We start from the raw sequence: 15,282 nt of genomic DNA, 5'->3' as shown, positions 1-15,282 counted from the left end.
TTAGTTAGGCTTTGTTAGTTGGTTGTGGTAATTTTTCTTAGAGATTTGGTCTGCTAAATACACTTGTGCTGGGCAGTTGGGATCGTAGGGTTCAATATCAAAAGGATTGTATTTTGAAGCTTTCTCATTATCATCTATAAGCACATGTACCGCTGTTAAATATTCTTGCATTGGTTTGGGAGCACCTATTATCTTCGTGATGGTTCCTTTTCTTCCTAGGGCTAAAACCCTTGCACCTTCTTGCATATAATATTGTCTTTTTCTCATAGTGCTTGTTGTTTAAAATGAACTTGTTTCGGCTACAATTAAATCGTGAAGTTTTGCAGTTAAATATCTAAATGATTTATCCTCGTCTTTAAATTCGTCTTTCTGGTTTTCGTGCTTAAAATAAAGTGTGCCCTGGTGCGTGTATATCTCAATATCTAGTTGAAAACAAACTATAGACTCACCCTCACTACCGTTATGCTCATATTGATAATCCATACCAAATTCTATTAACTTTGCTGCTATTTTAATCATGGCTTATTGGTTTAGTGTTATTGGTTTCTTCTACTACCTCGATATTGTTTATTAGCTTTTGCAGAGCTTTATTAAAAATTTTAAGCTGTTGGCTATAATGGTTTGTGAGGTCTTTTTTATCTGAAACCGAAATGCTTTTATTATTCTCTAAAAACCCTAATTGCTTATTTACTTGATCTATTTTTAAGTGTAATTCTTCAATTGTTGCCATATCTAAATTGTTAAACTTTACTTCCATCTCATTACCACTTGGATAAACCAAGGTGTAGTCTATTTTCATACCTTTTAAAAAAGCCTCAAAAATTCTTACTTCCTTTTGGGTTTTTATTACGCTTTGCTCAAGCACTTTGCTATAAATGGAGTAGTACATTAGTATTTTATTGTCATTATTGGTAGCTTTCTCTCTTGATCGATTATTGCTTTTTTATAAAAAGCCCATGCCTCTTTTTCTGCAGTGGTAAACTCTATTTCACAACTCCAGTTTCCTAATTAGTCTTGACAAACTTGTTTGTTGTTAACTATAAATTTTCCGTTGATTGTTGGTTCTATTCGTATTGACATAATTCTCTGTTTTAAAGTTTTTCGCCAAGCTCCCCAAGCGCTATTAGTATTTATATTTATTTCTCTGGGAGCTTAGCAGGAAAAACTTATTACTTTATACTGTATAGACATTTTTAACAATGCGGTTTTAGTGTTTACACCAACGGCCTTGTATAAATTACACTTGTGGAAGTCTAATGTTTTATGAGAGATGCCTAATGTTGCGGCAATGGCTTTATCTGGAAGATCTTTGCCTATAAGGTCTACAATTACTAGCTGTCTTGGAGTAAGAACATGAGTGGCTATGTTTATGTTTTTAGAGTTCCATAATAAACTTGGGCAGTTTTTGGTATCTCTAAAGTTTTCAGATGGTGATAAACGGCCTTCAGAAATATCTGGAGTAGTATCTACATCGCCATACATGTAATAGGTATACAATTCAATCTGTCTTTTTAAACACTCTGTAATAGAGCTTAAAAACCTAATCGCTTTATGATCTTTTAAATAAGCAGATTTTAGTAGTTGAAAATATTGTAATGGTAAATCCGAAAAATAGTGATTGGTACCATTTTGCAACCAAAGGACCTCTTTAGTTTTGCGAACACCAATAAATTCTATATTGTTGTCGCTTGGCATTACGCCTGCTATTTGCGCTGTTTGATTTAATGTTGTAAATTTGCCTGTGTTAATCATTGCTTTAAGATTTAGTGATTAATTATTATTAAGAGTCCGCAGTTACCGCTGCGGATTTTTTGTTTATTAAGCTTTTTCTAGCTTCAATTTCTTTGTGCTTTTTTTCCACCACTCTATATATAGCAGCTTCTATAACATCATGTTTTTCGCCATTCATAACGTTTGTTATATGACCAGAAGAATAAGACCCACCTGATTTGTTAAACTCATCACTGTCATTTAGTTCAGTTTGAATAAGAGAAACATATCTATGTCCAATTAGTTTTTTTATGGCCTGCTTTTCAATATCTGTTATCATGTAAATGCCCTATTTTTTTATTAACTATTTTTCTGTTACTTTACTGTTATATTACTTATACAAATATAGATACAATTTTATCTATAAACCAAATTAATGGATAAAAAAAACACCACCATAAAGGAAAGAATATTGTTAATCGCTAAAAACAAAGGGATTAGCTATGAAAAGTTTTTGAGTGACTTAGACTTAAATTATGTTAATTTCAAAGGAAAACAGAAATTAACAGGCATAAATTCTAACTCAATAGATAGAATTGTATCTGATTATCCTGAGATAGATTTACACTGGTTGATCACTGGTGAGAAGAAATACGAAAATGAGAGTAAGGAAAATACCGCAAATGAAGCGAATAAGGTTTACAACAAAACAGAAGATATTGGTAAAGCTTTAGAACTTATAATAAAGAAAATAGTAGATAAAAAGTTTAACGAACAATTTAAGCCGCTAGATGATAAAGTGGAAGGTGTAGCCCGATCTGTAATTGAGTTGGCCGTGAAAATAGGGTTTGAAGATAAAAAGAAGAAGCAGGATTAACCCTCGTTAATGTCGTCTATAAATTTAATTATGGATGCACTAATGTTTTTTCCTTTTAATTGGCCAAAGGCTTCCAAAAAATCACGCTCTAGGTTGGTTTGTTCTTCTATAGAGTAATTGCTTTTTTGGCTATTATAATCCATTATCTGGACTAATAGTTTGTAATAACTCATTTCTTCTTCTTGCTAAAGTAGTAGATTATTAAAAAGATGAATAGTATAACGGTTAACGTTAGTTTTAAATCGAACTCATTGTAACCCGTTTTTTGCAAAGAGAAGATCCTTATAACGGTTTGATAAGTTGTCATTATAATAGGAAGCCATAAAACAAAACGCCAGGGTTTGCCTTTGGCCAAGTAATAAGAAAATAAAAGTACTGCCAGAAAACGAATTTCAGACAGTACTGTGTAGAGATAAACTCTTACTGTAGACAAACCAATTTTGCCGTAGTTTTTATCGAACGCGTCGTGAATATAAATTAGTAAGGTTACAGTAATTAAAAAAATGACAATTTTATATGTCGTCGTCTGTGATTTCGCCGTCTCCGATGGTCGTTGTTTGTAGGTTTTCATTTTCGTTTAGTTCAGTTTCTGTACATGAAGAGAACGATAAAGCGATGATTGCTAATGTAAATGTAGCTTTTAATAATTTTTTCATTTTGATATAAATTTAAACGTTAAACATTAACGCTAAATGTACATCATTACAATGGTTGATAAAAATTACACAATCGAGCTTGGGGTTCAATCCATAATTTATTAAGCGGGAGAATACTTAATACATCGTAAACATACGACCTAAATATTAAATAATCAAAAAGTAATTATACTTAATTAAATAATGAAAGAAAATAGACAAAAACTTCCAGAACTCACAAAACGTGTGCAAGAAATCATTACCGACTATGCCAAAGGAAACATTACCAAGTTTGTCTCCATTATTAATATAGATAAACCGCAAAAAGTTAACCGGTTGTTTCACCTCGATAAAAGATTTAATAGTTATCCTACAGTTAGCACCGATATTATTGTTGCGATTGGGAGCCATTTACCTATAAATATGAACTGGCTTTTGCTTGGTGAAGGTAAAAAACTTAAAGACTAAATATTTTAAAACCGTGTAAACCATTAGTGTTATTGATGAAAATAGCTAATGGAGCGTGTCAAAAACACGTCACACACATATAATTAAACGCTGTAAAAGCCTATAAACAGGCTTTAAATTGTTGTAAAATGGTTATTATAGAATTCGATTCTCTCCGACTCCACAATTAAGCGCAACTTTGTTGCGGTTTTAAACATAAAAAGAGCACCAAGTTTTACTTGATTGCTCTTTTTTATTTATAAGTGCCTGGACTGAAAGCACAGCAAGTTGCATTTACAGGATGGGAGTGACAGAGAACAGCGCAGCTAATCTCTCCGACTCCACAATTAAGCGCAACTTTGTTGCGGTTTTAAGCATAAAAAGGGCAACAAGTTTTACTTGATTGCCCTTTGTTGTTTACAAGTGCCTGGGCTGAAAGCACAGCAAGTTGCATTTACAGGATGGGAGTGACAGAGAACAGCGCAGCTAATCTCTCCGACTCCACAATTAAGCGCAACTTTGTTGCGGTTTTAAGCATAAAAAGGGCAACAAGTTTTACTTGATTGCCCTTTGTTGTTTAAAGGCGTTGGGCTGCAAACAAACCGCCATCATTCTTCTTTTCGTCCGCTAAAGCATTTGTTTTAGAAGACTTTTATTTTAGTTGACATTTAAAATGACTTAAAAACAAAACTGTAAATTGTTTTTTCTAAAAAATTGAACAGCGCAAAAACTTTTAAATATGCATTTTTTTTAAAAGCTAAATAACCCCCTTAATATCCGTTTTAGCGTTAAACTTGAATACTATTATAACTAACTAAAAACAAATGCTTTAGGAGTAATTAAGCTTTACCTATTTTATAAAATGCACTACCTTTTCTTTTTTTTATCATTATTTCATTTCTACATTTGAACTGAATTAAGTGTTTTCAAACCTGTTGCCTTCCAATAAATATAATGGAAAACTGAGACTCTTAAAAACCCAGAGAAGCTAATAAAAATTTTACTTTTTACTGTTTGGATATTTTAAACCTTAAATTTCAATAATTCACATGTACTCAAGGTTCCCTCTTTTGATATTGTTATTATTTTCGGCCTCCCTATTTGTACAGAAAAATTCACTGCTCATAAAACACTTTTTATTACATTCGTCTTTCAAATTTTAATAGATAATATGCAATCAAAGTTCCCTCTCTTTTTTTTGTTATTCTTTCCTTTAGCATTACTTGCACAAAATAATTCTCCATTTATTGAAATAACAGACAGCCAAGGGCTTGATGACATTTTAGTAGATTGTGACTATCCAGTAGATGGCAATAGATGCTTTGTTCTAGAAGCAAACTATACTATCATAAACGAAACCACATCTTATGAAGTCAGCCAGATACCTTTTAATAATTTAACAGGCTTAACCAACGAAACACTGGTAAACATTTCTGGAGACGACAAATGGAGCGCCGTTTTACCAATCCCATTTGATTTTTGTTTTTATACCGAAGGCTATAATCAGTTACTTATTGGTGATAACGGAATCATTAGTTTCAATTCAGCGTTAGCATTAGCAGATAGTCCTTATTTTGCTGGTACAATTCCCAATGCCTCAATGCCAACTAATGCCATTTTTGGTGTTTTTCATGATTTAACAAACGATAATAATGTTTTTGGTTGTACTAACGATCCAAGTACAATAGAAAACGAATGTGGGGAAATTAAAACCTACATAACTGGTTCAGCGCCAACACGATCGTTTGTTATAAGCTATGAAAACTTAAATCATTTTAATTGTGAAATTAGCAGATCTACTTCTCAAATTGTGCTTTATGAAGGTTCAAATGTTATTGAAGTTTATGTTGAAAAAAAGCCAATAAACTGCGAAACAAGCACCTCTGCATTATACAGAAAAAATGCCCTTATTGGTATTCAAAACAGTGATGGAACCAGTGCCACTACTCCACCAGATAGAAACACAAGCATTTGGGCAACGACAAACGAAGCATGGCGATTTATACCAAACGGAATTCCTGTAACGACTGTAGAATGGCGAGATGAAAACAACATGCTAATCACTACTGGAGACCAAATTACCATCTGTCCAGAAGAAACTACAAGCTATACGGCATCTGTGATCTACGACTTGTGTATTGGACCAAATATTGTTCTTCAAGACACCATAAATATCGCAATTGATTTACTATATCCTGTAGCAATAGACAATGACATCATTTTTTGTGACATTGATATTATAGGAACCGAGACTATAGATTTAACAACTTACGATCCGTTAATGGTTGGTTCACAAACAGGATTAATGCTATCGTATTATAACACTTTAGCAGATGCTCAAACAGAAACCAATCCAATTGCTAATCCAAATGGCTATATAGTAAACAACCCTACCGAAATAATTTATGTTAGACTTCAAAGAGGTATTGGTTGTTTTGATGTTGGCACATTAACCATTAATTTAGAAGCATTAGCAACCTCTCAACTAGCAGAAATTGCCTTATGTGATATTGCAAATGATAATGCTGAGTTAATTACACTTTCAAATTACACCACACAAATTATTGGCGCTCAAACTGGCGTAAACCTATCTTATCATGCAACCCAAAATGACGCCGATAATAATATAAATCCGATAACAGATTTAACAGCCGCCAATGGTGATTCCGTTTTTATTAGATTCACGTTACAACCAGATGCAACCTGCCCTAATATTGTAGAAATTAATATTAATCTTTTACCAGTTCCTATAGTAGCACCTATTGAAGTTACTTTATGCTCTAATATTGCTATTTACGATTTAACACAACATGAATCAGAGGTTCAAACAAATAATACCGAAACACTAAACTTCTCCTATCATTTATTTGAAAGTTGGGCCCTAAATAATACGAATCCGTTTGACCCTATGAGCGCAACAAACCCAATAGATCCTGAGTTTTATGTTTTAAATGGGATTGCACAAATTTGGGTGAGAAGTTTTACAGGTTCAGGGTGTGTGACCGTTTTTCCTATTAATTTTACTTATATAGCGGGTGTTACTGTACAAAATGACATGCAAGTGAGTTCTGGTACTATTTTCGATTTAACAGCTTCTATTACAGATATGGTTGCCGATTTAACAGGAATAACCTATCAGTTTTACGACTCGCTAATTGGTGCTCAAACCCAAGACCCTGGAAGTTTAATTACAGACCCCGCAAATTTTGCGACTACCAATCCAGAAACCGAAGTATTTGTGGTTTTTACAAACACCGCTTCAGGTTGTATTACCATTGGGGATATCGCTTTAGACGCCGTTGGTTTTGGTGGTGGCGGCGGAAATGGTGATTTTCAAATTTGTGATAGCGCAAACGATTTAGAAGAATTGGTTATTTTAAGCAACTACGATTCTGGTTTAATTACCGGTTATGACAACGCGCAATACATGCAAGTCACCTACCATATGCTACTAACAGAAGCTAATGCCTACACCAATCCAATCACTCAAATTAATATTACAGCACCCACTACTATTTATGCAAGAATTGCATTAGTTTTTGAAGGTACAGAACTAGATTTCACAACAGTAGAAGTGACTTTAGATTTTCAACCCACCATACTTCTTAACGCCGTTACAGATGTTATTTGTGATGAATTTGCAAACAATCAAGAGGTACATGATATCACACAATATGAAACACAAATAACCACAGCACCTGGTGCTACTTTTGCTTACGAATATAGCTCTGGTACTAACATTAGCACCCCAATGATATTTAATGTCGTTGGCCCTACACAAATTATAAATGTGTTTGTAACTACGCCCGATGGTTGTACTACAGATACCACGATAACTATCACATTTCACCCAGAAATCACAACTACCAATACCACACTTGAAGCTTGTGATACAGACAACAATAATGAAGAATTATTCAATTTAAATGAGGCTTTACCAGCTGTAAATACCAACTTTACAACGTACACCGCAAGCTATTATCTTACAGTGCTGGAAGCGCAGGCTGGTGATCCTGTTACAGAAATCACAAATCCCACAGCCTATTTAGTAACAACAGACACCTCGGTTTTTGTACGTCTTTATAATGCAACAACCACTTGTTATGTTACTGCTGAAATAGCGTTAACCATTGTATCCGTTCCAGAACTAATTTCAAATGCAATAACCCTTTGCGATTTTGAAAATGATGCCATAGAAAACGCCGTAGCTTTAACACAATTTAATACCCAAATATTAGGTGCTCAAACAGGCATAAACCTAACCTATCATAATTCTTTAAGTGACGCAAACAGTTTGTTAAACCCAATCACAACGACAACAATCACGAATGCATCCATACTATATGTAAGTCTAGAAGCTCCTGATAATTGTAAAACTGTTGGCGCTATAACTTTCAATTTACAGCCCGCTCCAATAGTTAATGACATTACGGTAACTGTCTGTGATAACTTTACAGATGGACAAGAAAATTACGATTTAACATTAAGTAATCCCGATTTAATTTCAGATACTGCAAACCACAGTTTCCAGTATTATACTTCAGAAACGAATGCCATAAATGACACAGGAGCAATTTCTTCCACTTATTTAATAACAGCTGTGCCTCAAAATATTTATGTTAGAGTTACAAACTTTGCAACGGGATGCTATTCTATTGCAGAAATGGTTTTAGCATTTACAGTTCCTGTTGCCATACAAGATACAGAATTAACAGCGTGTGATGATGATTTTAATCTTTCGGAAGAGTTTGACTTAACAACTGCAATTCCAGATATGTTGGCAGATACAACTGGACTTACAATTAGCTATTATTCAGATGAAATTGGGGCGCAAACGGCAAACCCTGCCTTCCTTATTTTAACACCTCAAAACCATAATACAGCTTCAGAAACAGATACTATTTTTGTAAGATTTGATGCTCTAGCAACAGGTTGTTTTTCAATAGGAAGCATAGTTTTAAAAGCTTTAGCAACCCCTAAATTGATTGATAGTAGCTATGAAATTTGCGATACTGATTTTGACGGCGCTTACACCTTAGATTTAAATGATTTAAATCCGTTAATAATTCAAGATCAAAACAATTTAGTCTTTACCTACTACCTTAATTTAATTGATGCAGAAAGCCAAACAAACGCAATAACAACTACTACTAATTATGCGATTCCAAACGATAATCATACCCTTTACATTCATGTTATAAATCAGTTTGGTTGTTATTCGATTGCAACAGTAACTATTACTATAAGAAGTTCTGCAACAGTTGAAGGCGTTACAGATATATTAGAATCTTGCGATAATGATTTAAACGGCTTTGCACTTTTCGATTTAACTACTTTTGAAAGTCTCTTCACTTCAGAAACCGGAGCCACTTTTAGATATTACAATACAGAGATAGATGCGAATTTAGAGCAGAATGCACTATTAAATCCAACAGTACATGAAAATATAAATCCAAATACGCAAACCGTTTACGTTAGAGTTTCAGTACCTGACAAATGTGATAATATAACCGAGTTTGACATACAAACTATAAATATAATGCCACCATCTTTAACACAAGCTACTTTTTGTGAAGGCACCTCTGTAGTTTTAGATGCTGGAGCTAATTACGCCACCTATACTTGGAGCACGCTAGAAACGACACAAACCATTGAAGTTTCGGTTGCTGGAACTTACAGCGTGACTTTAGTCGACAACAACGGGTGTACAGGCACCTTCGATGTAATTGTTACAGAGCTTCCGCTTCCAGAAGCATTTAATCAAGAGGTTTTAGAATGTGATTATTATAATACTGCAGATGGTTTTATGCACTATAATTTAAATGACTATCACGGTCAATTAACAAATAACAATAGTAACGTCACGACGCAATTCTTCTTATCACAAGCAGATTTAGAGGCAGATATTAATGTGCAAAATACAACGTTCAATAATACGTCTAACCCACAGATTCTATTTGTAAAAGTTATAGATAACAGCACACAATGTTTTAGTGTTGCACAGCTAAAATTAGAGGCTAGTTTTATAGACCCTAGTCCTGCGATGCTAGAACTTTGTGATGAATTAGATTCTGAAGACGGCATGAATGCTTTCGATTTGACATTAGCAGATAGTGAGGTCATTGTTGGTTTACCAGCCACAACGCAAGTCGTTTACTATGAAACTTATGAAGATGCAGAATTGCAACAAAACGCTTTGAATTCTAATTACACAAATACAAACCCCTATTCTCAAACCATTTATGCACGCGTTGAAAATGCTGATGGATGTTTTGGTATTGATGACGTATTGTTAATCGTAAACGACCTTCCAAATCTTGAAGAAGATGCAGACGCCATATATTGTCTTAATGCTTATCCAGAGACTATAGCACTAGAATCTGGTCTTATTGATAATGCTATTGCAAACTATACCTTTCTATGGAGCACAAATGAAACGACTCCCACAATACAGGTCAATGAAATTGGAACCTATACAGTAACTATTACAAGCAATGCTGGATGTTCGAAGTCCAGAACAATACTAGTTAGCCCTTCAAGTGCTCCAACTATAGATCGAGTAGATATTGAAGACGCTACAACGATTAATACACTTACTATTTATGCCAGTGGCCAAGGTGATTACGAATATGCTTTAGAAGCCTCTGGACCTTACCAGGACAGTAACATTTTTACAAATGTTCAAGGCGGTTTACATACTGTTTATGTTAGAGATAAAAATGGTTGCGGTAGTGCTAGTGACGTTATTTCGGTTATTAGTATACCAAACTACTTTACGCCTAATAGCGATACTTATCATGATTATTGGATACCAAAAGGCTTATCTAAAGAATTTCAGAGTCATGTATATATCGCTATTTATGATCGCTATGGAAAATTACTAAAGCAGTTAAATCCTTATGGCAGGGGTTGGGATGGCACCTTTAATGGCATTATAATGCCAACATCAGATTATTGGTACACGGTTGAATTTACAGAAAACTTTAGCGGCAACCAAAGACACTTAAGAGGACACTTTACCTTAAAACGATAATAGCAACCAAAACAGATTAATTAATTTAAAACCCTTATTATGAAAAAACGATTACTTATACTTTTTACTCTATTTCTCGGAGTTTATAGTTATGCTCAAGAAGTAGAATCCAGGTTTACCTCTTTTAATATCAACCAGCCTTTTACGGCTATAACAGTAGATGCCGCTAACCAAAAAGTATGGGCAGCAGCAGACCAAGTTGGCATATTTAATATCGATACCAGCGGAGACACCTATCCAAATGATTTCTCTTCATTTAACGCAGCTGGAGCGAACCCCGATTTAGCAATAATTAAAATAAAAGACATCTCAGCAGATTTGTCTGGTAACATATGGATTGCCCACCAAGGCACAAATTTTAATGGCGGACAAGGTGGTCTAGAAAGAATTAGCAGTACTGGTAATATAAAACATTATTCTCCAGATAGAAATGCCTTAGGCTTTGAATTTTTTGGTAGAGATGGTTTAGGAGGTGCGCGTTTAAACTCTGTTACTGTCGACAAAAACAATAGAGTCTGGACTGTAAACAGGAACCATAATTTAACCGTTGAAAGTACCTTTATTTTAACTCCCGGAGATATTTCATTTAAAGATGCCAATCAAATAAAATTCACCACCAAAGGGGCTTGGTTTAATAGCAGTGGAAGTATTGCTATAAAGCCTACTGAATTACCCTATCCTGCATTTACTTATAATCCAGGCCCTTCAGAAACGCCTCAAAACAGAAACATGCAAGCTATTTCTGCTGATGATGAAAGTGTTTGGGTTGGTTCTTGGCAATATGTTAGAAAAGATAATGAGCAACTATTACCTAATAGAGTTTTAAAATATGATCTTAACGGTACGTTTTTAGAGCAACATACTTATGCTGAAATGAATTTTTCTCCAGGAGGAGTTATAAATGGTATATGTGCTAACGGTTCTAAAGGAACATGGGTAACAACCTCTATTCCTGGTAAAGGTTTTGCTGTGTACAAAAATAATGAATGGACGTATTTAAGCAGTAATTTAAATGAACCGGCATCGACCTTTTTCCAAATTATACCTGAAGGTGCTCGATTTAATGATAATGCTATTTGGAAAGATAAACTAGGACGTGTTTATATGGGTACAGACCAAGGCCTGATCGTGTATAATGGTTTTGGAGAGGTGACCGACCCTTTGTCTTATAATATATATACCAATTACGACTTTGGAGGTAGTCAAAACATTTTTGATAGCACCATGCTATCTAGTAACATTTCAGGAGGAAGCTCAGATCCAGAAAACCCCTACAGAAGCTGGATTGCAACTCCCAATGGAATTATGAAATTGTTTATTCCTATTGAAGGCATGAAACTTTATAATATTAGAGGAGATTTCACTTACACCTATTCGACATTAAGCAAAGATACCGATGAAAACACAAAACTACTTACTGTTTTGAAAAACGAACTTACTGATGGCTTTGCTTTAGAGTCTGAAACACCTGGAGTAGCTGCCGATGGTTCTCTTGCAACTCTTTTCCGATTTAATACAAGTGATCCTGCAGGGCACTATAATATTGGTAGTCCTTCCTACAGGTTATATGTTGGACCTGGACCCGTTAGTGAAATATTTCAACCTGAGTATATTAAACAGTACGGCTATTTCTATCTTAAAAACTTAAGTAGTTATGATGGAGAACCTACTTCTCCAGATGATTTAGAATATGTAGAATACATCTATAAGCATCCAGAGTATATTGATGAATACGAAACAGGTAAAATTTATAAAATCTACAGTTTTAAAATTGTGGATGTCGTTTCAAACCCATCTAATCCTATTGAAATTTATAAACATAATATAAAAATTAATGTACCCCCAGTATTATTAGGACATGGAGTATGGTCTGATGTCAGTTCTGTACAAGTATTAGAAAATTATTTGAAAGATAATGGCTATATAGGACAAACATTAAAAGCCTGGAGGTCTGACGGCAAAGCGGCAGAACACCCTTTTGCTAAGTTTAATTATAATGATGGTTCTTTTATTGATAAATCAACAGATTCATGGGTAATCCCTAATTATATAAATTCGTTAAAAGAAATAGCCGCAAGCAATCTACTTTCTGCTGGTAAAGTAAACGTTATTGTTCACAGCCGAGGTGGATTATACACCAGAGCCTATATAGAAGGTATTGATCCCAGATATGCTTATAAAGACAATATCAATTCATTAATTACACTAAACACCCCCCATTTTGGTGCTCAAGGAGGAAATTTAAACCTAGACAAAAGGGTTGTGTTAAACAATGAGACTCAAATAAACACGTTTATAAATGATAATATAGAAGATCTAGCTAATGTGCCCGTATCGAGTGAAGGATTGACCATTGGAAACCTTGCTAGCATAGCCTCTGTACCAGAATTAGATAGAATAGAAAATTGGGGAGCCCGTAATTTAATGGTAGAGCTAGATAACCTTTCTCAAGTAACACCACCAGAAAATACAGAATTTATTAAAAATCTTAACAGGTCTTCTAATGTAAGTCAACTGGAAGGCGTTCCTATTCATGTCGTTAGTACAACGTTTGACCCTTGCGATCTTCATCCTATTCTATGTAATGATTTGGAAGGAATTAATGGCGGACTAACAACTTATATCCCTAAGGCATATAAAGCTGGGATCTATTTATATAATCTCGCAATTATGGTCACTAACGATTTGCCAAATGGTATAGATAATGTTTTAAAACATATTTACGATGGGCAAGAAAGTGATGCTATTGTCCCTTTAACAAGTATGCAAGCTGGGTTAGGAGGCACACGCTTTAACTCTGAGTTTACTGGCATTACACACAGTAATTTAATTCCTGGAACTCCCGGAGTTACAGAGGCACCACAAGTTCATGAAAAAATTATAGAGTTACTAAAATCTAATGTTAATGATGAAACAAATAGCGGGCAATTTACTAAAAACGGTATAAACCCATCTCCCTTAAGATATAATGTATTACCTAATTTTTCTGGTAATCTCTTGAGACAAAGTTTGTCCTCCAAAATTCTGATTAATAGAGACCCTCAAGTTTTTGATAATAGAAGTCCTGGAGATGTATTGAATTTTAAAGTGTATGCAGAAAATACAGACAAAATTATCGTGTTTTATGAAAATGAAAATGATAAAGAACAATTCATTTATGAAACGAGAATCGCAGGTGAACTAGCGTTTGAAAACGATTTTAATTTTGTAATTCCTGAACACTTTTATGGAGAAACAACAATTACTGCCAATGGATATAAACAAGGCGTTTGGGGTTATGCGTCAAATACGGTAACTTTTAATGTTGAATTATCTAGTAACGCTACATTACAAAGTATTCAATTTTCACAAAGAGATCCCAATATTCTTAATCAGGAAAACTACTCATATACAGTAATAGGACAATTTAGTGACGGTATTGATAGAGTTATTAATGACATGGACGGCCTGATATTAACCATTGAAGATAATGCCCTTATTTCTCAGCTGGACACAAGAACAATTAAAGCTGAACGTTCTGGATCAACACTATTAACGGCATCTGTAAATGGGTTAGAAGATACCATTCTGGTAACTATTGAAGAAAACCCTGCTTTATTCCAAACCATATTAACTGATTTTTATGGCGAATTAGCAACTAATAATTCTAGTATTAATGTAGTATGGAATACATTACGCGAGTATGATAACCAAACATTTGTTTTAGAAACCAGCTATAATACACCTGACAATTTCACAGCAGTAAATCAACAACCAGGAAATGGCACCAATTCAAATCCTGAAGCTTTTAACTATGTAGATGCTTCTTTTGGTTCTAATGAAATCATTTTTTACCGTCTTAAAATGATTAATACCTCTGGTGGATTTACTTATAGTTCAATAATAAAAATTGATATTGCTACATTAAGTGTTGACAGCAATAACTTAAACGCTATTGGTTTAAAATTATACCCAAACCCTGTAAATACAGGTAATGTAACTCTTTATATAAACTCTAATTCTTCAGACCAAAATGCAAAATTAGAACTTTATAATTTACAAGGTAAAAGACTCTCGTCTCAAACTTTAAATATTATTCCAGGAAATAATAGTTTTACTCTAAAATTATCAGGAAAGTTAAATACTGGCATCTATTTGGCACGAATTACTACTCATGGATTTATTAAAACTTTAAAATTAGCAGTCAATAAATAAAACTGTCACAACACAAAAAAAGCGTTAAGTGAAATCTTAACGCTTTTTTTATATAATGCCATTTCTCACATAAAACATGTAAAAGGGTTGATTTTAGTAATGTAACAGACTAATACTCCAAAACAACAATTAGTACTTGTCCTGGACTAATTAATCAATTAATTAGGAGAGCCTAAATATAAACTCCTTTTTAAACACCGCATTATGGAAACCTTTAAAATAGGTGTTTATTTTCACGATTAGTCCATAACACTGGAATGACAGATATTAACAAACTTGATATTACCAATTCAAAAACAGTAAAAATGAGTAATACTCTAGTCGGTATTTTTATTTTACAACTCACGGTTTATAAAAACACAAACGCAGCTGTCTCCAATTAAACC

The 15,282-nt window shown here is 34.0% G+C and carries 12 protein-coding genes; 5 read left to right on the top strand and 7 right to left on the bottom strand.

The window, feature by feature from the left end; all coding sequences use genetic code 11:
• From GQ46_RS14330 to GQ46_RS14310, 5 genes are all read right to left on the bottom strand, one after another.
• Window positions 1-267 carry a hypothetical protein gene (locus tag GQ46_RS14330; RefSeq protein ID WP_044403376.1) on the bottom strand — a complete coding sequence of 89 codons (267 nt, stop codon included), beginning with the start codon at window positions 265-267 and terminating at the stop codon, window positions 1-3.
• Between the two features lie 12 nt (window positions 268-279).
• Window positions 280-519, bottom strand: a complete 240-nt coding sequence (locus tag GQ46_RS14325) for a hypothetical protein (protein ID WP_044403375.1) — start codon at window positions 517-519, stop codon at window positions 280-282.
• On the bottom strand, window positions 512-889 hold the full coding sequence (locus GQ46_RS14320) for a hypothetical protein (RefSeq protein ID WP_156133224.1): 378 nt from the start codon (window positions 887-889) through the stop codon (window positions 512-514). The genes GQ46_RS14325 and GQ46_RS14320 overlap by 8 nt, the downstream gene beginning before the upstream one ends.
• Before the next feature lie 263 nt (window positions 890-1,152).
• Window positions 1,153-1,752, bottom strand: a complete 600-nt coding sequence (locus tag GQ46_RS14315) for a LuxR C-terminal-related transcriptional regulator (protein WP_044403373.1) — start codon at window positions 1,750-1,752, stop codon at window positions 1,153-1,155.
• 28 nt (window positions 1,753-1,780) lie between these two features.
• Window positions 1,781-2,050 (bottom strand): hypothetical protein, encoded by a 270-nt coding sequence (locus tag GQ46_RS14310; protein ID WP_044403372.1) that lies wholly within the window; start codon window positions 2,048-2,050, stop codon window positions 1,781-1,783.
• A 96-nt stretch (window positions 2,051-2,146) separates the two neighbouring features.
• Between GQ46_RS14310 and GQ46_RS17240 the strand changes: the two genes are divergently transcribed.
• Entirely contained in the window at window positions 2,147-2,587 is a 441-nt protein-coding gene (locus GQ46_RS17240; RefSeq protein ID WP_052503492.1) for a hypothetical protein, read from the top strand.
• On the opposite strand, the gene GQ46_RS17790 is transcribed toward GQ46_RS17240, so the two are convergent.
• Both GQ46_RS17790 and GQ46_RS17785 read right to left on the bottom strand, forming a co-directional pair.
• A complete protein-coding gene (locus GQ46_RS17790) occupies window positions 2,584-2,730 on the bottom strand; it encodes a hypothetical protein (RefSeq protein WP_156133222.1) in 147 nt (48 codons plus the stop codon). The two genes, GQ46_RS17240 and GQ46_RS17790, sit on opposite strands and share 4 nt — an antisense overlap.
• Window positions 2,731-3,099: 369 nt before the next feature.
• Window positions 3,100-3,243, bottom strand: a complete 144-nt coding sequence (locus tag GQ46_RS17785; protein ID WP_156133220.1) for a hypothetical protein — start codon at window positions 3,241-3,243, stop codon at window positions 3,100-3,102.
• A gap of 183 nt (window positions 3,244-3,426) precedes the next feature.
• On the opposite strand from GQ46_RS17785, the gene GQ46_RS14300 reads away from it, so the two are divergent.
• The 4 genes from GQ46_RS14300 (at window position 3,427) to GQ46_RS18085 (ending at window position 15,279) form a co-directional block, all read left to right on the top strand.
• Window positions 3,427-3,690 carry a hypothetical protein gene (locus GQ46_RS14300; RefSeq protein WP_044403371.1) on the top strand — a complete coding sequence of 88 codons (264 nt, stop codon included), beginning with the start codon at window positions 3,427-3,429 and terminating at the stop codon, window positions 3,688-3,690.
• A 1,150-nt stretch (window positions 3,691-4,840) separates the two neighbouring features.
• Window positions 4,841-10,702 (top strand): T9SS type B sorting domain-containing protein, encoded by a 5,862-nt coding sequence (locus GQ46_RS14295; protein WP_044403370.1) that lies wholly within the window; start codon window positions 4,841-4,843, stop codon window positions 10,700-10,702.
• A gap of 39 nt (window positions 10,703-10,741) precedes the next feature.
• The gene (locus tag GQ46_RS14290) at window positions 10,742-14,896 is read left to right on the top strand and encodes a T9SS type A sorting domain-containing protein (protein WP_044403369.1); all 4,155 of its coding nucleotides are present in this window, start codon (window positions 10,742-10,744) and stop codon (window positions 14,894-14,896) included.
• Window positions 14,897-15,153: 257 nt separating this feature from the next.
• Window positions 15,154-15,279 carry a hypothetical protein gene (locus tag GQ46_RS18085; protein WP_255350642.1) on the top strand — a complete coding sequence of 42 codons (126 nt, stop codon included), beginning with the start codon at window positions 15,154-15,156 and terminating at the stop codon, window positions 15,277-15,279.
• Window positions 15,280-15,282: the final 3 nt, after the last annotated feature.

This window comes from Lacinutrix sp. Hel_I_90 (assembly GCF_000934685.1).
Lineage (GTDB): Bacteria > Bacteroidota > Bacteroidia > Flavobacteriales > Flavobacteriaceae > Lacinutrix.
This window is presented reverse-complemented; position numbering and strand designations above follow the sequence as displayed.